This is a genomic window from Marinifilum sp. JC120 (genome assembly GCA_004923195.1).
Taxonomy (GTDB): Bacteria; Desulfobacterota; Desulfovibrionia; order Desulfovibrionales; family Desulfovibrionaceae; genus Maridesulfovibrio.
Map to the genome: position 1 here is coordinate 168,546 of RDSB01000008.1, position 23,771 is coordinate 192,316.

At 47.8% G+C, this 23,771-nt stretch carries 19 protein-coding genes and 1 pseudogene; 19 read left to right on the forward strand and 1 reads right to left on the reverse strand.

The window, feature by feature from the left end; all coding sequences use genetic code 11:
- The first annotated feature begins 136 nt into the window (after positions 1 to 136).
- Together D0S45_10075 and D0S45_10080 are read left to right on the forward strand one after the other, a co-directional pair.
- Positions 137 to 1,183 carry a tRNA-dihydrouridine synthase family protein gene (locus tag D0S45_10075; protein ID TIH15918.1) on the forward strand — a complete coding sequence of 349 codons (1,047 nt, stop codon included), beginning with the start codon at positions 137 to 139 and terminating at the stop codon, positions 1,181 to 1,183.
- Between the two features lie 17 nt (positions 1,184 to 1,200).
- A pseudogene (locus D0S45_10080) lies at positions 1,201 to 1,311 on the forward strand (IS3 family transposase).
- A 70-nt stretch (positions 1,312 to 1,381) separates the two neighbouring features.
- Here the strand turns inward: D0S45_10080 and D0S45_10085 are convergent.
- Positions 1,382 to 1,882, reverse strand: coding sequence for an HD domain-containing protein (locus D0S45_10085; protein ID TIH15919.1), 501 nt, complete (start codon positions 1,880 to 1,882; stop codon positions 1,382 to 1,384).
- A 7-nt stretch (positions 1,883 to 1,889) separates the two neighbouring features.
- Here D0S45_10085 and D0S45_10090 point away from each other — a divergent pair, with 7 nt between their 5' ends.
- The 17 genes from D0S45_10090 to D0S45_10170 all read left to right on the forward strand — a co-directional run bounded on the left by D0S45_10090 (position 1,890) and on the right by D0S45_10170 (position 23,763).
- Positions 1,890 to 4,574 (forward strand): response regulator, encoded by a 2,685-nt coding sequence (locus D0S45_10090; GenBank protein TIH15920.1) that lies wholly within the window; start codon positions 1,890 to 1,892, stop codon positions 4,572 to 4,574.
- 355 nt (positions 4,575 to 4,929) lie between these two features.
- Positions 4,930 to 5,685, forward strand: coding sequence for a DUF3450 domain-containing protein (locus D0S45_10095; protein ID TIH15921.1), 756 nt, complete (start codon positions 4,930 to 4,932; stop codon positions 5,683 to 5,685).
- A complete protein-coding gene (locus tag D0S45_10100; GenBank protein TIH15922.1) occupies positions 5,682 to 7,103 on the forward strand; it encodes a flagellar motor protein MotA in 1,422 nt (473 codons plus the stop codon). Before D0S45_10095 ends, D0S45_10100 begins: the two co-directional genes overlap by 4 nt.
- Positions 7,090 to 7,710, forward strand: a complete 621-nt coding sequence (locus tag D0S45_10105) for a MotA/TolQ/ExbB proton channel family protein (protein TIH15923.1) — start codon at positions 7,090 to 7,092, stop codon at positions 7,708 to 7,710. Before D0S45_10100 ends, D0S45_10105 begins: the two co-directional genes overlap by 14 nt.
- 9 nt (positions 7,711 to 7,719) lie before the next feature.
- Positions 7,720 to 8,130 carry a biopolymer transporter ExbD gene (locus D0S45_10110; protein TIH15924.1) on the forward strand — a complete coding sequence of 137 codons (411 nt, stop codon included), beginning with the start codon at positions 7,720 to 7,722 and terminating at the stop codon, positions 8,128 to 8,130.
- Positions 8,130 to 8,798 (forward strand): energy transducer TonB, encoded by a 669-nt coding sequence (locus D0S45_10115; GenBank protein ID TIH15951.1) that lies wholly within the window; start codon positions 8,130 to 8,132, stop codon positions 8,796 to 8,798. Before D0S45_10110 ends, D0S45_10115 begins: the two co-directional genes overlap by 1 nt.
- Positions 8,795 to 9,961 carry a hypothetical protein gene (locus D0S45_10120; GenBank protein TIH15925.1) on the forward strand — a complete coding sequence of 389 codons (1,167 nt, stop codon included), beginning with the start codon at positions 8,795 to 8,797 and terminating at the stop codon, positions 9,959 to 9,961. Before D0S45_10115 ends, D0S45_10120 begins: the two co-directional genes overlap by 4 nt.
- 117 nt (positions 9,962 to 10,078) lie before the next feature.
- Positions 10,079 to 11,086: a class I SAM-dependent methyltransferase gene (locus D0S45_10125; protein ID TIH15926.1), complete on the forward strand. Its 1,008-nt coding sequence runs from the start codon at positions 10,079 to 10,081 to the stop codon at positions 11,084 to 11,086.
- Between the two features lie 118 nt (positions 11,087 to 11,204).
- The gene (locus D0S45_10130) at positions 11,205 to 12,512 is read left to right on the forward strand and encodes an MFS transporter (GenBank protein TIH15927.1); all 1,308 of its coding nucleotides are present in this window, start codon (positions 11,205 to 11,207) and stop codon (positions 12,510 to 12,512) included.
- 60 nt (positions 12,513 to 12,572) lie between these two features.
- A complete protein-coding gene (locus D0S45_10135) occupies positions 12,573 to 13,589 on the forward strand; it encodes an AraC family transcriptional regulator (GenBank protein TIH15928.1) in 1,017 nt (338 codons plus the stop codon).
- Between the two features lie 128 nt (positions 13,590 to 13,717).
- A complete protein-coding gene (locus tag D0S45_10140) occupies positions 13,718 to 15,811 on the forward strand; it encodes a TonB-dependent receptor (protein ID TIH15929.1) in 2,094 nt (697 codons plus the stop codon).
- Positions 15,812 to 15,982: 171 nt separating this feature from the next.
- Positions 15,983 to 17,752 (forward strand): ABC transporter ATP-binding protein, encoded by a 1,770-nt coding sequence (locus tag D0S45_10145; GenBank protein ID TIH15930.1) that lies wholly within the window; start codon positions 15,983 to 15,985, stop codon positions 17,750 to 17,752.
- Positions 17,698 to 19,500, forward strand: a complete 1,803-nt coding sequence (locus tag D0S45_10150) for an ABC transporter ATP-binding protein (protein TIH15931.1) — start codon at positions 17,698 to 17,700, stop codon at positions 19,498 to 19,500. Before D0S45_10145 ends, D0S45_10150 begins: the two co-directional genes overlap by 55 nt.
- 311 nt (positions 19,501 to 19,811) lie before the next feature.
- Positions 19,812 to 21,086, forward strand: a complete 1,275-nt coding sequence (locus D0S45_10155; protein ID TIH15932.1) for a diguanylate cyclase — start codon at positions 19,812 to 19,814, stop codon at positions 21,084 to 21,086.
- 294 nt (positions 21,087 to 21,380) lie between these two features.
- On the forward strand, positions 21,381 to 22,058 hold the full coding sequence (locus D0S45_10160) for a FadR family transcriptional regulator (GenBank protein TIH15933.1): 678 nt from the start codon (positions 21,381 to 21,383) through the stop codon (positions 22,056 to 22,058).
- Positions 22,059 to 22,077: 19 nt separating this feature from the next.
- Positions 22,078 to 22,272, forward strand: a complete 195-nt coding sequence (locus tag D0S45_10165) for a hypothetical protein (protein TIH15934.1) — start codon at positions 22,078 to 22,080, stop codon at positions 22,270 to 22,272.
- 87 nt (positions 22,273 to 22,359) lie between these two features.
- Positions 22,360 to 23,763 carry a hypothetical protein gene (locus D0S45_10170; protein ID TIH15935.1) on the forward strand — a complete coding sequence of 468 codons (1,404 nt, stop codon included), beginning with the start codon at positions 22,360 to 22,362 and terminating at the stop codon, positions 23,761 to 23,763.
- Positions 23,764 to 23,771: the final 8 nt, after the last annotated feature.

Consider the following 23,771-nt stretch of genomic DNA (forward strand, 5'->3'; position numbering starts at 1 on the left):
TTTTCGGACAATGAAAATTTCAATCAGGAGTGACACAGAAAAGAGCCTTTTCCAGATATCAAGACTTGCCCCTTGTGCGACAACAGGATACGCAATGCTGCATTCCATGAAACCAACAACCTGTTTTGCAGCTCCCATGATCAAATCCATTTATCCCCATCTACCCAAGCTGGCGGCCCAACTCAACACCCCCATTACCATTGGCGGAAAAACTATCCCCAATAGGTTGTGGCTGGCCCCCATGGCCGGATTGACCCACAGTGTCTTTCGTCAGGTTCTCGCTCACTATGGTTCCTGCGGCTTGGCCTTTACGGAAATGTGCAACGCCAAGGCTGTGCCTACAGAAAACCCCAGAATATCTCCGGTATTTCGGTGGCATGAGTGGGAACTCCCCAGCTTGGTATGTCAATTGGTGGGCGCAACTCCAAAGGAGATGGTAATTGCAGCAAAGCGCGTGGAGCGCGAAGGCTTCTTTGGCGTGGACATCAATATGGGATGTTCGGCACGGGGAATGCTCAAACGCGAGGCGGGAGCTGTATTACTCAATACGCCAGAAAAAGCCGTGGCATTGGTGGAAGCAGTACGAAAGGCTGTGTCCATCCCTGTTTTTGTCAAATTCCGCACCGGCTGGTCCAAGGATATTAGTCCGGCAGTAGCTCTAGCCCAAAAGCTTGAGGCAGCAGGAGCCGATTGCCTTGTCTTCCACCCACGAGTAGCCCCGGACAAGCGCACCCGCCCGCCCGTTATTGACAACATCCGCTTCATCAAAGAAGCGGTATCCATACCTGTCTTTGGCAATGGCAATGTAACAACCCCGCAACACTGCCAGAATATGCTGGATACAACAGGCTGCGATGGCGTGTCCGTAGGCCGTATGGCTATAGCCCGACCATGGATTTTTGCCCAGTGGACAGCAGGATTCACGCCCGGAGACAATATTTTTCAGGATTACATCCTGCGCATGGCTACAGCATTGGAACAGGAATTCGATCCTGTCCGGGCAATCAAAAGATTTCGGATGTTCGCGCCCTATTTTGCAGCCAATTTCCAATTTGGCCATAGCCTGCTGGCCACCTTTTCCACAGCAAAGACCATGGATGATGTCCGCCGGTTGGCCGAAGAACATATCAGACCTAACATGCCCTTAAGCCAGTCTCCCAACATGAATTTGTACAATCTCTAAGCCGGGATACAGGCAAGTATTCCCAACGCTTTAATAGGACTGTGCGGTACGACTGGCTGAGCCATTACATATTTGAAAGCATCTATGAGGTGCAGGATCACGCGACCAAATGGCTCTGGACATATAACAAGTACTCGCTTTTTGTTCATTTGCTTATCCACCTTATTCTTGCACCAAAAGCTCTCCTCTGCCAATATTTCATTGCCTATACCTCTCTTTAATGGACATGATTTCCTCTATGTTATTGAAGAAAACTTCAATAAGTTCGTTGTCATGATCGCCAAGAATCTTTCCCCCAATCAACGTGTGAGTCTTCATTACCTCCCATTCTTCAGGGGTAAGTTTTCCCGGTTTGATGAGAATGTTATCAGGGATACCGATCTTGCCGACGTCGTGCATAGGGGCCGCATTTAACAGGATGTCCGCTTCCCGTTCACTGAGACCGGCCCCTTTGGCTATTGTGCGGCAATATTTGCTCATACGGAGAATATGAAGACCGGTTTCATTGTCTCTGTACTCTGCTGCTATTCCAAGACGGCGGACAATTTCCAGACGAGTTGAATACAAATCCTTAGTCCGCTCAGCCACCTGAAGTTCCAAGGCAATGTTCTGATTGTACAAGGCTAAATGCGTCCTGACCCGCGCTTTCACTATGGCAGGATTAATTGGTTTGGTGATGTAATCAACAGCCCCCAGCAATCATTCTATGTTATCAATGCTCTTAAACAGTGACGGATACTGGCTTCTCTCTCCAGACAGAACCCAAGAATGGGCCTTCATGTACCCTGACCGGAAAGAAATTAATTTCAGAACCGTAAATCCAGAAGCCTGGAAACAAATTTCCTCGTCCCTTGACGGGCAGTTCTCATCTATTAATGGCCTCTATACATACTCAACAATTGTCGTATCTCCAGAAGTGAGAAAAAGAGAGCTCAACGGCAACGTACGCATATGGAAAATAGTTTGTCTGACTCCGGCGTCGACCATCAAGGCTATGCTTTCACGGGTGTTTTCTCGCTACGCTATTGTATATTGCGGCATTCTCCTGATCATACTTTTTGGAGCGCTGACCAGGGCCAGATTTGTAACTGTGCGCGTTCTCGGACAAAAGAAGTTAGAAATAGCCAAACTTGCAGCAGAAGATGCCAACCGGGCTAAAAGTGATTTTCTAGCCCGGATGAGCCATGAAATCCGTACCCCGATGAACGCAATAATCGGCTTGACTCATTTGGCTCTCAAAACAGCACTGTCTCCCAAGCAGTATGACTATCTAACAAAAGTTGATATGTCCGCGAAATCATTACTTGGGATAATTAATGACATACTTGATTTTTCAAAAATTGAGGCAGACAGGCTGGAAATGGAAAAGGTTGATTTCCTTCTGGATGACGTGTTCAACGACATGCTCAACATACTCGGCCTTCAGGCTGAGCAAAAGGGTCTTGAACTTCTTTTAATGGTCAAAAGCACGGTACCTAATCTGCTTGTTGGCGATCGACTTCGTCTTGGACAGGTACTCTTGAACTTGGCAGGAAATGCCATAAAATTCACCGATTCAGGTGAAATTATTATTTCGGCTGGACTTCTCGAAGAAACCGGTAGCATCGCAAATATCCGATTTTCAGTTAAGGACTCCGGCATAGGCATCAGCCCGGAACAGTCGTCAAAGCTCTTTCAACCTTTTTCTCAGGCAGATGGATCCATATCCAGACGGTTTGGAGGTACCGGACTCGGGCTAACTATCAGCAAACGTCTGGTAGAGTTGATGGGTGGAACCATGGAACTAAAAAGTGAAATGGGCAAAGGGAGTGAGTTCTTTTTCACCATCCCATTCGAACTACAAAGCAGACACACCCAAGAACACTACATCTACCCCGAAAATGTCAGGGGGATGCGCGTTCTTGTTGTGGACGACAGCAAGATGCTACGGACAGTTCTTAGTAAGGTTTTACAGTCATTTACATTCAATGTTGAGACAGCGACAAATGGAGCACAGGCACTTGAACTTTTGCATGAACACGACAAATCCAATCCCTTCAAACTGGTGGTCACAGATTGGAGAATGCCGGATATCGATGGAATTGAATTAGTCAAAAAAATTAAGGGCCCCGGTCTTCTTGAAAATATACCAAAAGTTATCATGCTTACTGCATACGGACATGATGAAATCCGTCACCGCGTGGAACAAATTGATCTGGATGGATTCATGCTCAAGCCGTTCAATCGTTCACTCCTTTTTGACACTATCATGGGTGCTTTTGCTCATGATGACTACCGGGTGAGAGAAACTGTTCATGAAAATATTCGAAATGGAATCCCGGCCAATGTAGCCGGATCACATATCCTGCTGGCAGAAGACAACGAAATCAATCAGCAGGTAGCACGGGAAATACTTGAAGGCGCAGACGTGACTGTCTCAATAGCCAATAATGGACAGGAGGCGGTGGAAATGGTCAAGGCCAACACTTACGATGCAGTGCTGATGGATATCCAGATGCCGCTCATGAATGGTTTTCAGGCTGTAAAGAATATTCGATCTGATGAAAAGCTACAGTCTCTCCCTATTATCGCAATGACGGCACACGCCCTGGTGGGAGACAGGGAGAAAAGCCTTCTGGCGGGCATGAATGACCACGTCACAAAGCCCATTGATCCCGATCAACTCATGGAAGTACTTGCCAATTGGTTACCAGATGAACCTAAAACTGAATCTGAACATCAATCTTCGATGTTTAAAGAAAATAATATTCCTGTTGTTTTCACAAATTTACCTGGGATCAATGCAAGAATGGCCATAGCTAGAGTCAGGGGAAATGTTGCGCTTTATGAAAAACTCCTCGTTAACTTTGCCCATGATTGCGATGAGGTGCACTCAAGGCTTTTCTCTATGATTTCCGAAAAAAAATATAAAGAAGCGCGCTCCTTAGCTCACACCATGAAGGGAGTTTCGGGGAATATCGGTGCTGAAACCTTATATCAAGCTTTTCAAGAAATTGAGACTGCTTTGAAAAATGGTTCTGATACCGCTTTAACTTTAATAAAAAATATGGATCCGGAAAGAAAAAGAATTGCAGAAGCAATCATCAAAGCATTTCCTGAGACTGAAAAGGACGAATGTGTCAGTGCTGACAACGCTGAAGGCGAAACCATTCTGTTTCATGAAGTTCAAAAACTCTTGCCGCAAATAAGGAAAATGTCGGACCTCCTTGAAAAACACGATGTCGAAGCCAGGGATGTTTATCGCTCCATTGAGCCTGAGTTAACTCATGCTGCTCCCAAGTTTGCAAAGGAACTTGGTATTATGCTTGGTAAATTCGATTTTACACACGGACGAACAAAGGTTGAACGGTTTATATCGGAATGTGAGCAGGAAAAGAGAGAAAATGGATAAGGCTTACCCCATACGGACGTAAGCCTTTGATATTCATGGAGCCAACGACCGGAATTAAACCGACTGCCTGCTGGTTACGATTTGTCTGACGGAAGATTAAAATTTTCGCCGGGAACGCCCGTTATCCGGTGGTTAATACGGACGACCTTTATTTCAGCTAAGTTTCAAAACTACCCAATACTACCGAATTTTGTACGCAGATTTGCGGACACTCTCCACATCTAAACGAAAATGAAATTCACAATCGAATAGTTTTACTCCCCCCAGGAACAGAGCTTCCACACACTCAATAGTATTCACCTCGTTCAGTACAGATCAAACAACGTTAGCAAATACCTTTCCATCAGGAGTATACATGCCAAGGTTCATATTTCCGGTCTTAATTACGCTCATGCTGATTCCATCAATATCAGCAGCTGCGACAACAGCTCAAGCGGTCCATAAAATGGCTGCCCGTGCCGCTGAAACAGAAGCTGCGGCCACGGTAAAATATCAGCAATGGGTTGATCGCAAAGAACAAATCGCTGCGGATATACTGGATATGAAGGCAAAGGATTCCTGGCTGGAATTCAAAAACAGGAAATACGCCAGCTATGTCAAAAAACAGGAAGAAGTCATAGCTGAACTTCAGCGCCGCGAGGAAGAAGCAAAACGCATTGAGATGGAGCTTGAACCTTTTCTGGAAACAATTGTGGAGAGACTTGAACAATTCATTTCCACAGACCTGCCTTTCCTGACAGAAGAACGCCGCAACCGGGTTCAATTCCTGCGATCATCTCTTAACGATTACAGGCTGGAATTGAGCGAAAAGCTGCGCCGTGTATTCGAAGCATTGTTGGTGGAAACTGAATACGGACGCACCGTGGCCTCCCCTTCACAAACACTGGACATCAACGGAACTCCCACACAGGTTTCAGTTTTCCGTCTCGGACGCACCGCCCTGTTCTACCAGACTGCTGACGGCTCAGCCGCAGGAACCTGGGACAAATCCTCCGGCAAATGGATACATCTTGAAGAACAACAAGCAAGAACCCTGCGCAAAGCCAGAGATATGGCCGACCGCAAACGATCCGTAGAATTGCTGGTTCTTCCCATAGGAGAATCAAAATGAGAACCTTGCTATTTTTAACATTGTTACTAATCCAGCCCTCCGGGGTCTGCGCTCAAGGCTGGACAGAGGCAACCGGGCAAATTTCCGCCGTTCTGGATGAAGCAAAAAAGAATGCCCGACAGACGCAGGAACTGATTGAAAGCGAACAGAGAGAATTGAATGGAGAAAAGAAAACCCTTCAGGCAAGTGTTAACAATAGACAAAAGGAATTCGACCATCTCAAAACCCGCTACGAAGAACTGCTGAAGCAGGAAAAGAATTTGCAGGAAAGGCTTGAAGCCAAGGCCCACGAACTCAAAACGATTGACGGAACTATCCGCACTTCCGCCAAACAGGCCCGTGACTACTTTCATGAAAGTCTGACCTCGCCGGAATATCCGCAGCGAAGTCAAGTTCTGGCCGGAATCCTCCAACCGGAAAAGTTTCCCGGTCTTGAAGGAATACAAAACTTGCTCAGCCTTTACCTTGACGAAATGGCCGCAGCAGGAACCATCAACCGCCATAAAGGCACTTTCATCGGCACTGACGGCATGGATAAAACAGGTGAACTGGTCAGAATCGGAACCTTTACCACAGCCTTCCGCCTGCCGGACGGAACTCTCGGATTTCTACGCCCCGGAAGCGAAGGCAGCAAACTTATCGCAGTGCAGGGAAAACCGGGCTGGTCACTTTCCCAGACAATAAATGAATTCTTTGACGGCAAAAGCAATACATTTCCAATAGATATTTCAAACGGAGCGGCATTCACACGACTTGCGCAGGAGCAAAAAAGTATCCTCGACTGGCTTAGTGCGGGCGGCCTGCTGGTCTGGCCCATCATTCTGGTGGGAGCAATAGCACTGGCACTCGTTGTGGAACGTTTCTTCGCCCTGAGCAGGATACGGGCAAACTCGGACCGCAACATGAAACGTATCATTAACATGGTCTCCAAAGGTGAATGGGAAAAATGCCGAGAATTCTGCCGAGAACAATCCAGATTCCCCACCTGCCGCATCATCGGACATACCCTTAAGCACTTAGGAAATACCCGGGCAATCATCGAAAACGCATTTCAGGAAGGAGTGCTCAAAGAACTGCCCATGCTGGAAAGGTTTCTTCCGACCCTCGGAGTTCTAGCCGCAGTGGCCCCACTGTTGGGACTACTAGGAACAGTCACCGGAATGATCAATACATTCCAGACTATTACCCTGTACGGAACGGGAGATCCACGCATGATGTCTGGAGGCATATCGGAAGCACTGGTCACAACCCAGCTCGGGCTAGCCGTGGCGGTCCCCATCATGATCCTCCATCACCTGCTTGAAAGGCGGGTGGACAAAATTCTCGGCGATATGGAGGAAAAAGGTACGGGATTTACCGTGGCCCTCATGAAAAAGGGCCAGATAAAGAAGGAGGAGATCCTTAATGCTACAGCATAACCTAATTGAAAGCACTGCCGAACATTTTCAGGCCGGGGGTGATATCATGATCCCGTTGGCTCTGCTTTCCCTGATTATGTGGACGCTGGCAATTTTTAAATGCATCCGCTTCATATCTGAATGGCGCAGGGAAAACCCACCCGGAGAATGCGTAAACCTTTTCCGCAGGGATTGCGGCGAGTGTAAGGCATGCCTTGCCCGCTGGCAATGGGACATCCTGTCCCGCTATATGGAGGAGCGTTGCGAAGATCAAAAACTTAACCGCGAAATTCTCGACTCCATAAGAATCCGCCAGGAAACCAGAATCATGCGTTTTATCGGCACTATTATCATTCTAGCTGCCATCGCTCCCCTGCTCGGACTGCTGGGAACAGTTACCGGGATGATCACCACCTTCGACGTCATTGCCCAGTTCGGAACAGGTAATGCACGAGCACTTGCTTCAGGTATTTCCGAAGCACTGGTTACGACCCAAAGCGGACTGGTTATCGCTGTTCCCGGACTCATTCTCGGCGGACTGCTTTTCCGCCACGCGGAAAAACTCAAGGACCGCATGGAACTGTTCTGCATCGGACTACAGCAGCAAACTGATTCCCGGCAGACCTAGAGGAATAACATGAAAAACAATCGTTTTCCCCGCAATGCCCGCTCCCACAGAAGCGAGATCAACATGACCCCGCTCATTGATATGGTTTTTATTCTGCTGATCTTCTTCATTGTTACCACCAGCTTTGTCAGGGAAGCAGGGGTCGATGTGCAAAGACCGTCGGCCCAGAGTGCTGAAACAAAAGAAAAGGCCAACGTCATCCTCGGCCTTACCGGTGAAGGACAGATTTTCGTTGAAGGCAGGCCTCTGGATATCCGCTCGGTACGGGCCTACATGGAACGCTTTCTGGCCGAAACCCCGGACGGCTCCGTGGTGATTGTAGCTGACAAAAGCAGCATGACCGGAGAGACAGTCCAATTGCTGGATCAGTGCCGCCTTGCCGGAGTCCGCAACATCAGCATTGCGGCGAGAAAGCGATGATGACCCGCACAGCAAGAGATTCCAGCGAGTTTTTCCTCGCTACACTGGCTTCGGTAGTCATTGCCGGACTTATCTACATCGGTATGCAGCAACTCAACAACGTGGAACAGTCCACTGATTTTACCGTCGTTGAAGGAGCCATACGAATCGCGCAGCCCCAAAAGGACTCCGTGGTAGAAACTCTGAAACATAAAAGACTCAAGGAACCTGAACCGCCAAAACAATTACCCAAAACTTTTTCATCCCAAAACAAGGCCAAAGCACTCAAACCCGTGATGAACATCAATGTCCCCAACTTCAGTGCGGACATGCATCCAGGTCTGGGCGGAGGTATCTCCATCCCGGCAACCGACCTCGGCGGATTCGGTGGGATAGGATTCAGTATGGACGAGGTGGACGAGACTCCGCAGGTGATGCGCAGCATTCCTCCGCAGTATCCCTACGGAGCCAAACGTAATCATATTGAAGGCGGAGTAGTGGTACGCATGCTTGTCGATGCCAAGGGCGCTCCAACCAACCTATCCATCCACTCGGCAACCCCTGAAGGAATATTCGAAGAGGCCGCCCTGAACGCAGCCAAACGCTGGAGATTCAGACCCGGAAAATACAAAGGGAAGGCTGTGGACACTTGGGTTCTGCTTCCATTTAACTTTACGCTGACACAATGAAAACACTTACAAATATAATCTTAACAATCGCTCTTACCATTGCATTCTGCGGCAGTGCCCGGGCATCCCTGCCGCCCGAGGCTCGGCAGGCACTGCACAAGGCCCAGTTACTCATGGATGAGAAAAAATTCGATGAGGCTGCCACCCTACTCAAAATGTATGCTGACAAAACAGAGACCCCGGTCCCTGAACAGGTCTACCTTGTAAGGGGAGGGGCCTTGTATCAGGCTGGGAAAGTTAAAAAAGCCCTGAACGTTTTCAAACAGGGACATGCAGCACATCCGAAAAACGAGCATTTATGCCGCAATACCGGAGTTATTCTATACGAACTGCAACGGTTTGGGGAAGCGGGGAAATTTCTGGAAAAAGCATACGGACTGCAAAAGCAACCCACCCCGCAAACTCTTTATCAGGCCGGATCGGCATACTATCTGGGAGGTAAATATTCAGAATCAGCCGGAGTCTTGAGCAGGTTGATCAGCACATCCCCTACCCCTCGCAAGGAATGGATTAGATTGGCAGTACACGCCTTGCTTGACGGAGGACAGCCGGAGCGGGCGGAAAAGATGCTACTCAAATTACTGAACAATAATCAGTCTGAAGCCGATTACTGGAAACTGCTGGCAAAACTGCACCTTGATCGTGAAAGATATTCCGAAGCCGCAGCAGCCCTGGAAGTATGTCACCGTCTGGTCAAACCATCAAAGCAAGATTTTGAACGGCTGGCTTCCCTCTACAACTATCTGGAAGCCCCGCTCATGGCAGCTGATAATCTTCGTCAGGCATATGGAACATCCCCTTCTGCGGAACAGGCCTTGAAGATTGCAACCCTGTACGGTTCAGCAGGACGCTTAGATCAGGCAGTAAGCTTTCTTGAAAAACATTCAAACAAGATTATGCCGACTCTTCGCAAAGGGGAAATGCTCTATAAGGCCCGAAAATTCAAGGAGGCGGAAGACGTTTTCAACAAGACCCTTCAAGAACAATCAACGCCGGAAGCCCGCTTTTTCCTCGGCTTGTGCGCGTGGGAGAGAAGAGACTGGAAAACAGCCGAAAAACAGTTCTCCAAAGTTTCCGGCAAGGGTCAATACAAACAAAGGGCATCCGGCTCTCTTACCGTCATCAGGGAGCTGGAAACCGCACGCATAGAAGCGGAAGGATAGCGCTAAAAACCAGAGTCCGTTGCAGGCAAAACCTTCTCCATTACAGAGCAGCACTCAAAAAAAATATCGGGCAATAAGCCGTCATAATAAACATTATTTACAACAAGGACACGAAACATGCACAATGCACCATCAAACATCACCCCTGATTTTATTTACGAGGCGCAGTCTGGTTTCTACCAGTATTGCACACTAAAGGCCGCTTTTAACATCAATATTTTCGAGTACCTACAATCTCCGAACAGTTGCAAGCAAGTTGCCGAACATGTCCGTAAAGATCCGGTAATGATCCTCAAGCTTTTAGAAGCCCTTATGGTTCTGAGACTTGTTCAAAAAGAAAATGATTCATACCAGAACACCCCGGTTGCAGAAGCTTTTTGTGTCAGCGGCAATAAACTGTTTCAGGGCCATCTATTCCAGCACACCCACGAAACATTCGGTAGCCCTTTTTACGAGCAATGCGATCCTTTAAGCCCTCCGGAAGAACAAAAGGGCTATAGTGAAAAGGATGCCATACTGGGAGCGGAAGCAGGTGTGGGCTTCGCACTTCCCCACACTCTAAAGCACACCGCCGATCTGATCGAAAATCTGGACGTCTTCAAAAACGCATCATCATTTCTTGATCTGGGAGCCGGGCCCGGTGTTTTCGCAATGACGATTGCTGACCGGAAAGATGATCTTGATGTCACGCTATTTGATCTTCCGGAAGTTGCCGCACATGCGAAAAAAATTGCTGAGCGGTACCGCAAGCAAGACCGACTCAACTTCCTGAGCGGAGACATGTTCCAAAAAGATCTCGGCGGACCATACGATATAATTTTTTCATCAGACTGCATCTACATGGCCAGACATGATCTGGTAAACTTTCTAAAAGGGCTGAAAGATAACCTCACTACAGGCGGTGCCGTCATACTCAGGCACAACGAAACCAACCATAATGAAAATGCCCCCAAGACAAATGCCCTTCTCAATCTGGGAGCGGCACTTATGGGCTTCGGTGACTACATGTTCACAGAGGGAACTATTCCCGAAGCCCTTAAACAAGCTGGATTCAAAGGTATTAAAAGCGTTCCCCAGCACCACATGACCCATCATTACATGATTCACACTGCTTACAAAGATTAACCATAATCACAGCAACCACGCGGCAGCGTTCCTACGGGACTATCTCCTAGTCTTACGGGGACGCTGCCGACTCGATTCTCCACACTCCAACACTCTTTAATATTTCCAGGACTAACACATGAGAACATCAGCCACATCGGGCCGACTTTTTAAGCTTTTCATCCTCGGAACAGCCTGCCTGAGTCAGGGAATGCCGCTGGCCTTCATTCAGATGGGATTACCGGCCATACTGCGGGGCTTAAACGAAAGCCTGACCACCATCACGCTGTATTCTCTCCTTCTTTTGCCCTGGGCGGGAAAATTTCTTTATGCGCCTTTCCTCGATCACTACTACATCAAACGAATAGGAAAAAGACGCACATGGTTGATGTTGAGCCTGCTGCTGTCAGTCGCCACCATTCTATTTGTGGCGGTTTACATCCCTGCGGAGTCCAGCCCGCGGCTGATGATCACAATTTTCATGCTCAACCTGCTGCTCTCCATAAATGACACCGCTGTCAGTGCATATTCCACAGACATCCTGACACATAAAGAAATGGCCTGGGGGAGCTCCGTACGTCTGGGAGGACATTATCTAGGGATGATTTTCGGCGGAGGCGTAATCCTGTCAATCTATTCCATCACAGGGTGGGAAAACACATTCTATCTTTTAGGCGGACTTACACTCCTGATGGCTGTTCCGGCTGTACTGCATAAAGAAATAGCTCCCGTTCACGAATCAACCGTAAACACTAAAACAGAACGGCCCAGCACACTAAAATTCGCCAAAAGTCCCGGAATAGGATGGTTCATACTGGCCGAAATTCTCTTTGTCAGCTCAATATACTCTGCATTTCAAACATACCCGCCATTTCTTATAGACCTCGGCTTCTCCCATGATAAAATTGGAGAAATACTCATGTACTGGGCTTACCCCTCCGCTTTTGCTACGGCTGTGCTCTCCGGGTGGGTTATGCAAAAAATCCCGGCCAAGACACTTTTGCCGCTCTGCATGATTACTGCAGCCGGGATACAACTCTTCGCCGTGCATCTTGCTGCCGTTCCCAATCCTGCATACTATCAGGCCCTGCTGCTGCTAGCCGGAGAGATGTCACTGGGCAGCATTGCCGGAGTTGTACTTTACACAATGATCATGGAAGTGAGTGTCGGTTCGCAAGCCGCGACAAACGCCGGGCTTTTGTCCAGTATTGCAAACTTCACCCCGGTCTTAAGCCCGCCCCTGCTTGGAATCATCGGAGACACTTACGGCTATCAAACTATGTACGGCATACTGGCAGGATCTTCTATTCTTCTGGCCCTTGCGGTCACATTCATCCTAAACGCCAAGTGGGGTGACTATGCTCTTGCCGTAAATAGCAGCCGTCCCCCTGTTGAGGCAACACCTCCAAGCCCTGCATCGCAGACTATACCGGACACGGGAAGTTGATTATGATTTTCATTTTTGATAAGCGTAGATAAAATCTTTATCTTCAGGCCCGGAGACGACATGGACAAATATATTCTTAACGTTTCACATGATACAAAAAGAGACGCAGCTGAAGAAATTCAGTACCTGAGTCCTTCCAAACAATACCCGTATGGAAAATCAAAACTGATAGAACTCAGGCCCGGATTCAGTATATCCATTGAAAGACTCGGTAAACCTGCGGAATCTACGGTACAATTTGAAATAGACCAATCGCCCATCCAATTTGGGTTTCTCACTTCCGGGCATACAAGAGCATCATTTTATAATGGTCAGCTGCGCGGATTCAGCCATGAAATGCCGCAAGGCAGCAATGGGATCTCCTATCTCCCCGAAACCAAAGGAATCATGGAACAGGATGTAAATTCGCCGATGTGTACGGTAACAATCCTTGTGACCCCAGCTCGACTCCTCGATTTCATTAAAGATGATTTGGATTCAATACCCTCCTGCCTCCGCAGCCTCACCGAAGGACATAAAGAAAAGCAATTTGTCTGGTATGGAGCTGACCACCCCTCAAAACGAATACTTCTGCAACGCATTCTTGATTGTCCGTATGGAGGAAACATGCGGAACTTGTTTTATGAAGGAACGGCACTTGAGATTATCGCTGGACAGCTACATGAATGCATTACGGAAAGAAAATGCTGCAACAGTTCCGGCATAAATCTTAATCCCTCGGATGTGGAACGCATCCGGGCTGCACGAGATTTTCTGGTTAATGACCTTGAAAACCCGCCGACCCTTATGGAAATCGCCCAGCATGTGGGGGTCAATGACAACAAACTGAAGCGCGGCTTCAAAGCTGTATTCGGAAATTCCGTATTTGGTTACTACCGCGATTTCCGCATGGATAAGGCCCGTGAATATCTTGAAAAAGGCGATATTACTGTCAGTGAAGCAGCCTATCGTATCGGCTACATCAGCCTTGGACACTTCAGTAAAGCCTTTTCAAGCCGCTTCGGAGTAACCCCTAAAAAATATCTTTACGAACATCGTGATAAAAGCACAGCCCGCCGGATTGCACTAATAAACTAACACTTCCACCTTTCAGCACAGTTTTCCTCCTTTGTGGAATAGATACGTATTCCACAGGACGCTATACGAAATCGAATCTCAATATCAATGAGATCATCTTTATAGCAAAAGTGAAGAGGAAAACACAAATGAAACATCGATCCCCCCTATGGCTGATCACGCTGACACTGGCGTTACTACTGTCCTGCCCCGCTCATGTGCTGGCCGAAGAACAAAAAAAAGCCGTAACCTTGACCCCGGTCAAGGTTACGGCACAAAAACGGGAAGAGAATGTTCAGGACATTCCCGCCTCTGTTGACGTCATCACCTCTCAGAGTATTGAAGATGCCGGGATGCATAACATGGAGGATCTGTACCTCTATACCCCCAACGTCTACAGATCAGGCTCCTTTGTAGAACATTCTTTCGTCATCAGGGGGATCACCACCTTCATGAGCTCCCTCACCCCCAACGCGCCCATGTATGTGGATGATGTCCCCCTGCCCCTGCACTACGCCCACAACCTAGACCTCATGGACGTAGAACGGGTTGAAATCCTCAAAGGGCCACAGGGAACACTTTACGGTATGAACTCCGAGGCTGGGGTATTCAACGTAATCACCCAAAAGCCTGACAACGAAACAAGGACCAGAGTCTTCGGGGAATACGGCACCGCAAACACCTCCCGGCTGGGAGGGTACACGAGCTTCCCCATTATTGAAGACAACCTCTACCTGCGCATGGCTGTCCAGCAAGACCAGACCGACGGGCATGTAACTAATATTTACGATGACAACGACAAGGCCAACAAAAAACTGCACCGCAACCTGCGCGGAACCCTGAGATGGACCCCCGATGAAGCATGGGATGTAAGCCTGATAGCGGACTACCTCAAAACCGATGACAACATTATGGATGTCCGTGCAACAGAAGGTGACCTTGCTGTAGCGGGTTATCTTGAAAGTGATTATGGCCACGACCTGTTCTCAATTCAGGAAGGAAACGGAATCAACCTGACCGCAAAACACACCGGTGACAATTTCGATTTTCTCTCCGTCTCCGGCTTCAGGGGCTACACCAACCATTATTCACAGGATGTGGATTGCTCGTCCTCTCCGATATACTATTATGGAGAGACAGACGCTAAATATGACAGCAAGATATTCTCACAGGAACTTCGCTTAACCTCCCCGGAAGATTCTAAAACTTTCAAATGGGTTGTCGGACTTTATGGTTATCACGAAGAACTTAAAATCCTCATGACCGACTACATGCTCCGTAACGGGCCCAATCCGATCAACTATATGAACAACAAGATCAAGAAAGACGGTGTGGCCCTGTTCGGGGAAGGAACCTACACACTCTTCGACGATCTTCATATTACAGCCGGCCTTCGTTTCGCCTACGACATCTTCGATGGAAAGGTGCATGACGCAACGGATCTGGACCTTAAAGAAACACTTGAAACCTTTGAGACCCTTCCCAAATTCTCCGTGGCTTACGACATCACCGACAACGTGATGACCTATGGTTCCATAACCCGAGGTTTCCTATCCGGCGGCTACAACTACTCCAACGCCCGCGACATGAAGACCTATACCTATGACCCCGAGTACACCTGGAACTATGAAGTCGGTATCAAATCATCATGGTTCGACAACCGCCTGACTGCAAACCTTGCCGCATTCTACATCCAGATTCAGGACAAGCAGGTCATGAGCTGGGACCCCGGCACCAATGCTTTTGAAGTACTTAATGCAGCAGAAGCCCACAGCAAAGGCTTTGAACTGGAGCTTAACGCACGCCCTGCACAGGGTTGGCAGGTCTTCGGTAGTGTAGGCGTGACTGAGGCAAAAATCGATAAACTCACCCTCCCGGAAGCGGCTGGAGGAACATTCGACTACAAAAACAAACGACTGCCTGATGTTCCCACCTACACCTACAACCTCGGAACCCAGTACAACCATATCACTGGATTCTATGGGCGTGTTGATTTGCACGGGATAGGCGACTTTACCGGGGACTTAAAAAACCAGTCCAAAGAAGACGGTTATTCATTGGTCAACGTCAAAGTGGGTAAAGAATGGGAGATGGGAAGCGTATATGTCTGGTGCAACAACATCTTCGACACAAAATACCATAAGTCAGTATTTGCCTGGGACATGACCGGAACGGGTACGGACAGACAGGCCATTGACGGGGACCCCCGCACTATCGGGATCGGCGCATCATTAACATTTTAGTGTCACATGCTAAAAATATATCCATACTTATTTTGAAGAAAAATTAATTTTCTTCATTTTTAAATTCGTAAATTCATATCTATGACTTTAATGGACTAGACACTAACAATCGCCTTGCGTGGGGGGCCTTCGCCCCCCACACAACGTTTTTCACCCATCAGGAGTTTTCCCATGGCTAACGACGCTACGCGACAGGGTTCAAAATGGCTGTTAAAAATGACTGCCGGGCACAGATACAGCCTAATCCTGTCCTCACTGCTTAACCTTCTCGGCAACCTTCTGGGCATTGCCCCGTATTACATTACCTACCGAATCATTGAAATCATATCCACAACCTCCCGGAGCGATTTAAGCCTTTCGCAATTCGTTCCCCTACTGGCGACCTGTGCTCTGGCGGTCATCCTGAAAAATATCTGTCTCGCGCAATCAAGCATTCTTTCCCACAAAAGCGCATACTCCATCCTGCATGGCATGCGAGTGCGGTTGGCCTCGCATATAAGCCGTCTTCCTCTTGGCTACTTCAACCGCAAGGGAGCTGCTCAATTAAAAAAGGTGATGTGTGAAGACATTGAGATTCTGGAGCTGTTTATGGCCCACAACATACCGGAATTCTTCGGGGCGATAACATCAACCCTGACTCTGACACTGGCCCTTTTTGTCGTGGACTGGCGCATGGCTCTTGCCTCGCTGGCCCTTCCTACACTTGGAATGGCAGGCCAAATCATAATGTTTTCCACAGGCAAGGAAGAAGTGCGGGAATGGTACACTGCACAAGAAAATATGAACGCCACCATGCTTCAGTACATTCAGGGCATGCCGCTGATCAAAGCATTTAACCACACTGTCGATACATTCAAACAATACAGCAAAGCAGTAGAAGACTGTAGGCAGTTAGAAGATCAAGCCAACAAACGCTGGCATCCATCACTAAGCTTCTTTTATGCTGCAATCCCGAGTGCTGTGCTGGTTATTATTCCAGTCGGATCTTATCTTTACCTTAACGGGGAGCTGACCATTCAGGCTCTGACCTTTTTTCTGCTGTTGGGACCGATGCTGGCTGCCCCGCTTATGATTCTGGCCATGTTCTGGCATCATCTGGAAAAAATTATCGAAGCCCAAAACCGCATCAGGTCAGTATTGAAAAGCTCTCCCCTGCCGGAAGCGCAACGTTCCGGGCATCCCTCATTGCCCCTGAACGGAGAGGCCGTAGATTTTTCATACGAAAGAGGAGTTTCCGTGCTGAAAAATGTCCATTTTTCAGTTGAAACAGCCAGATTCATGGCTCTGGTCGGGCCGTCAGGGGCCGGAAAAACAACCCTTGCCAGGCTTATTCCCAGATTCTGGGATGTTGATTCAGGAGCCATACGCATGGGACAGGAAGACATCAGAGAAATTGATACTGAGACCCTCATGAAACAGATGACCTTCGTCTTCCAGAACGTGCAACTTTTCGACGACACTATTGCCGCCAACCTGCGCATGGGCAACCCCTCCGCCACAGACGAAGAGCTGGTCCGTGCGGCAAAAGACGCCCGTTGCCATGACTTCATCAGCGCCCTGCCTCAAGGATACGAAACCCGGATAGGAGAACGGGGCTGCTTTATCTCAGGAGGGGAAAAACAGCGGCTGTCCATAGCCCGCGCCATATTGAAAGATGCCCCCATCGTGGTGCTGGATGAAGCAACGGCTTTTATCGACCCGGAAAATGAGGTGCTGATTCAGGAAGCAATCAACAGGCTGGCTAAAGGAAAAACCCTGATAGTCATAGCCCACCGGCTGTCCACCATCACCGGGGCCGATGAAATTATCGTGATGAAAGAAGGAGCGGTAGAAGACCGGGGAACTCACGAAAATCTTTTAGACCGCTGCACACTATACCATGATTTATGGGAAGCCCACACGGCGACCACCGGATGGACCCCGCAGGGAGGCATTGCATGAGACAAGGGCTTAAAATGATTCTGGGCTTGGTCCCGGAACTCAAACAAAAACTACTGGTTGTCCTTCTGGGCAAAATAATTGAAACCATAATAGGAGCTGTTCCGCTGGTGGTGCTGATCGCCATCATGACAGCCCTTTTTAAAGGCACCGCTACGACTGAAACCATTATCTTTTATAGCGGAATAATGCTGGTCTGCGCACTGCTGTACTGGGGAACCACTTTTGTGTCTTTGCGAATTTCATGGCCCCTCGGCACACTGCTTTCAACCCGCATGCGCTTACTGATCGGAGAACACATTAGAAAACTTCCTATGGGCTGGTTTCAAGGACGATCCACAGGGGCATCGCTAAACTCTCTGGTATCGGACGAAATGCAGATGATTCAAATGATTCCATCATACATCCTGCCGAGTCTGGTTCCGGTATTTTTCATCCCGGCAGCATTACTTCTCTTCCTCCCTTGGCTGGACTGGAGATTATCCTTAATGCTTGTCGCAGTGATCCCCCCGGCAATATTATTCTTCGTACGTGGACAAAAAGCACACGCAAAGGGATTCAATGGTAGATCCAAATCTCTGGCACGAATGACCTCCGACACTCTTGAATACATTCAAGGCATGGAAGCACTTAAGGCTTTCCAGCATGTAGGCAGCGGTTTTAAACGCCTTGATTCATCTATGCGTCAATTTCACAAAGACAGCCTGAAATCGATCATCCCCGGCATCACACCCGGTTTCGCATTCCTGACCTGTCTTGACCTCGGAACCCCGCTAGTCCTGACCGGAGCAACATTATTTTATCTGGAAGGCTCCCTGAGTCTGGAGACTTTTCTCATCTTCATTCTTCTGGCCCCCCGAATCCACGACCCTTTACGCCAACTTCTGGGAGCATCCGGCATGTACCGCTTTGCCGAACCGGGACTTGTTGCGGTTAAAGAAATCCTCGAGCAAAAACCGCTTCCGGAACCTCACATTGAGAAGGCTCCAGAAGGGCATGAAATCAAATTCAAAAATGCCACCTTCAGCTACCACGACAGAAAAATCCTCGATAATGTCAGCTTTACTGTCCCGGAAGGTAAAATAACTGCGCTGGTAGGACCGTCAGGAGCAGGCAAGACCACGATCACCAACCTGATCGCAAGATTCTGGAATGTAGATTCCGGTACAATCTCCATAGGAGGCAGGGACGTAAAACAAATCCCTCAAAAAATACTTATGGACAACCTGAGCATGGTTTTTCAGGATGTCTACCTCTTTAACGACACTATCTACAACAACATAGCGTTCGGGGCTCCTGAAGCAGGAAGGGAAGAAATCATAAATGCAGCGAAGACCGCGTATTGCCATGAATTTATCATGGGGCTTCCTGAAGGATACGACACAATCGTCGGAGAACGGGGCGACAGGCTTTCAGGCGGAGAACGGCAGAGGATCTCAATTGCCCGGGCAATCCTCAAAGATGCTCCGGTCATCCTGCTGGATGAAGCCACCGCATCGGTGGACCCTGAAAACGAAGCCCTGATCCAGGCGGCTCTAGCAGGGCTTGTCCAGTCAAAAACGCTTTTGATTATCGCCCACCGTCTCTCCACCATAACCTCGGCAGACCAGATCATAGTACTTGACGGCAAAGGAGGAATTGCAGAGACAGGCAACCACCAAACCCTGATGCAATCCGAGGGACTGTACAAACGCTTCTGGAAATCACGGGAAAAAGCCGAAAGTTGGAGTATTAAGGAGAAAAGTAAATAGTATTCAAGTAATACACGCAAACTCTATACACATTTTTCATACCTAGCAGCCCAAAAAAGTAAAGCATCACAACATGCTAACACACTGTGAGGCTTTACTTTTTCATGGAGCTAAAATTCCAAATTGAACCGATGGCCTGCTGGTTACGAATTGCATGTATTCTTTCATTTGAAGACACGCAGTCCTCAGCGGGAACTTTCCGGTTAATCTGGATGGACCAATAAAAAACCGGTTTGCCAAGCAGCTAAATGACGGTATAAACGGAGCTATCGTGTATTTATTTATAGAGCAGCTATTTTTTAAGGAACAGAATGCCTAAGCATATTAATGAAAATGAGACAGTCCGTGCAGATCTGGAAAAATATTTTTCCAGCTACCTTGAACAGCTCCCGGCCATTGCATGGCGTGTTGATATTGTGGAAAATAAAATTTCTTTTCTTAACTCTTTTGTAATTCCAAACCAGAATCATAACATAAGGGACGTTCTGCAAAAACCGCAACTTGCCCGCAATATGATTCTCGAAGAGGATTGGGAACGTTTTCAAAATTGTTTTCAACAGATTAGAAATCGTGTGGCAACCACCTGTGTATTTCGTATGCATTCGGCCAAAAATTCAACCAGATGGCTGAAGATTGTCGCCATGCCAGACCCGATACAGCAGACCTGCTCAATAGGTCTGCTTATCGATATTTCAACGCAGGTTGATATTGTCCTGACTACAGAAGGCAAACCCAGTCTTTCCACCAAAATAAACCTCATTGAAGATCCGGTCTTGTTTGTTCGTTTTTCAGACCGATCCGTTTATTCAGCCAACAATGCTGCGGAAGATTTGCTGAAATATGACCAGCAGAAGCTGCTTTCGCTTAATTTTCAGGACATTTTCCGAAACAATACAGATGCTGATTTACACAAACTTTATGAGGCCCTAATCTTTTCCGACCGCTGGAATGGGAAACTGAATGTAACTGACAGTCAAAACAGGCATCACAAATGTGCGGTCAACATTCAGGCTCTCTCCCGGAATGAAGAAAACCTGCTCTGGATCACTCTGATCCATCAAAATGATTGCCCGACCTGTAAGGGAATCCCGGTTCATGGAAATGAGACTTTACCCCTGAAGGGAATTTCCAAAGCACTGGCCAAATGCAACACCGTCAAATGTCTTTTGAAAACAATGCTTAAGACCATACCTACAGGATCATCTACCGATGCAATAATGTTTTCACATATTTCGATTTCCGAAAATAAGGTTAAAGTCACTGGTGCAGGAACCCCTTTTGCAAAACTGTCCGAGAACCGCACTCATCCGTATGAAGGCTCAATTGCCGAAAATATAGTTCGCTTCAATCTTAAAAAGCATGTGGTAATGGAGACTTCGAAAAGCATTAAACCAATTGACTGGGCTCTTTTTATTCCTCACGGAATTCATTCATATTACGCCCAGCCGTTCTACGATAACGGAATCCTGACCGGAGTGCTGGTTTTCTGTTCCACAAAAAGCCACGGATATGACGCTGATGCCGCGGCCCCGTTGCATGAAGTATACGAAGAATTCCTCGCCAACATGAAACGTTGCCTCAATTAAAATCAATCTGATCTGGTCCAACCAAAAGGCCAAAATGAACACTTTACGTGATGGAAACAATTTCCATCGCGTTTTTGTATTTATACCTCCCTTCTCTCTTATCTATAAACTTTTCCCTTTATTTTCAGACATTAAGACAAGAGCAGACTAACCAAGCTTTTTCGCTCCCTACATCTGGCTGGACCAGTTTAAGTGCAAAAAATCACAATTGACTTGTTTTTTAAAAAAACGCCCCCTAGAAATGCTCTCAGCAATTAGCACCTCATAAAAACACTAAAACTGGTTGGACCAGATATGGCTTCTACACAACGACCTGTTCTCTGTCGGAAAATAACCACAATGCTGCAAGGCAGAACATTCGCAGTGGGCGACCGCCTGCCCGGAGAAAGACGCCTTGCCGAAATGTTCAAGACCAGCCGTAATACAATCAGGGAAGCTCTCTGCAACCTTGAAAGCATGGGCTATCTCGAAATCAGAGAAAAAAGCGGCTGCTACCTGAAATGCAAGGAAGGGAGCCTCAGTTGGGAAATGCTGCGCAGACGCAAGGACTTGGAGGCAAGTCGGCAACTGGTGGAAACCCTTTCCATTGTGGTGCCGGGACTTGTTCGTAACGAAGCGTTGCGCCTCTCCATAAAAGACATGGCCAAGCTGGAATCCGCAACAGCAAAACTTGGCGAAGCCATTGTAAAATTTGACCTTACAACCATCAGCCGCGTTTACATATCATTTTTCCTTTCTTTGGCGGAAATATCCAACAACGGTTATCTGATTCTTCTGTTGAAAGAGCTTGAGACGGCATCCCAAAGCCTTGAACATGGCGGGATGGGATTATCCGAAGTGCAGATCGATGCCCTTTTCGCCTACCACGTAGAACTGTTCAACGCCCTTAAAAACGGCCAGCCCGAACAGGCTGAAAAACTAGCTGAAAGCTGCGTTCAAACATTCAGACAGCTGGTTCTGCCGGAGAATTAAAGTCGTAAAGGGAAAACCTGTGAACCGTAGAGAATTTTTCGGTCGTTTCATTTCACCAAAGGCTCAAAGCGAAGAACAGCAGAAACCAGTTCAAAAACAGGAGGAGCGCAAAAAAACTCCTCTAACGGAAAACGAACTGTTCCTGCTCGCCATGGCCAAGGGGATTGATCCGGCTACTGTTACGCCCGGGCAATTGGAGGAACTGGTTTCCTGACGGAAACCTGTATTTGGACTTTATTAGAGCACTGTTGGGATACGGGGACTGATCATCCCCCCGGCGTACTCGCAAAGGAGTAGTCTCATGGATAATAGTAGTGTCAGCTACCTTGAGAGTCGGAAGTTGGTAAAACGTTGGAATGGTCCCATTCCAGCATTAGTCAACACGATTATCATTTTTGCTTTCTTTTATGCAACCTGGTGGATTTTTCAGGACCCCCGCGGCATCATGCGCATGTATACCCCGTATATCGGTTACATGGTCTGTCGCTGGCTGCTGATCCTGTTTATCTGGCTTGCATATATTTTTGACTTCTGGCCGTTTAAAAGATCATGGCTTCAAAAAACGCACCCGTTGGTCAAAGGGTCAGTACTGACTCTGGTCAGTGTCGCGGCCATGCTTTTACTCATCAAAGGTTTCTTTATTGAAATTCTGGGTAACTTCGGTATTGCCTACTTCAACCCGGCTCGCCTTGAAAGTATGGGGCTAACCGATTTCTATGCAATTGAATATGCTGCAGAAGCAATCATGATGTTTGCAGCAATCGCATCATGGCTTTCCCCCAGCTGGGTTGTGGCCTGCGAAAACGCTCCATGGCAGAAGCTGAAGCAACCAGCACGGGGCATAACAATTGTTCTGGTTACCTTCTTCTTCAGTATGATTGTTTACTTTCTGACCATGCACTCGCATATGGCAATCCTTTTCTACCCCTGGCAGAAATTTACGGCCATTTGTCCCCCATACTGGGAAGGTTTTGCAAACACTGTTTCCGGTAACTTCCACATTGCCTGGATCATGTGCTGTACAGTTGTTGTCTGGTTATATGAAGGAATCTGGGAACGTTATCCTTTCAACCTGATCAAAAACGACGCTCTGCGCCGTACCGCATCATTCTTCGGAATTATCGGCATAGCATTGGCTTTGTGCTTTTTCCTCTACTACGCTCAGGATCTTGTCTGGGGTGAGACCATTCGCGGTACCCGCCGTCTCATGGCTCCGGACTGGCGCTGGCTCCACGTTGGTGAAATGGCTATTTTCTGGCTTGTTCCCAGTCTTTACCTGACCTTCTATTGCGGTAACTGGCCTACCAAATTCAGCCGCCCTGTAAATGTATGCATCCGCACCTTACTGACTGTGGTTATGGCTATAGTTGTTTACGTTGTATACTACAAAACCTCCCACCTGTTCCTTGGAACCCAGAAAGGTTTTTCACATCCCCAGCAGTTCCCCATGATCGCAATGATCTGGCTGATCAACATCTTCCTGATCAACGTATGGTTCATGGATGGATGGCCGGGATGGAAAGCCGTTCCCAAAACCCCTGAAGAACTCGAAGAGATCAAGGAAGAAATTGTAGCGGATGATGTGAAATGGACCCCCAGCCTTGCCAAAGGTCTGGCCGTTGGTCTGGCTTGCGGACTTATCATCTACTTCGCCGTTATCAAAGTCCTGCCCTGGGTCAGCGCAAACTTCACCATTATTGAATAAGCGCAAGG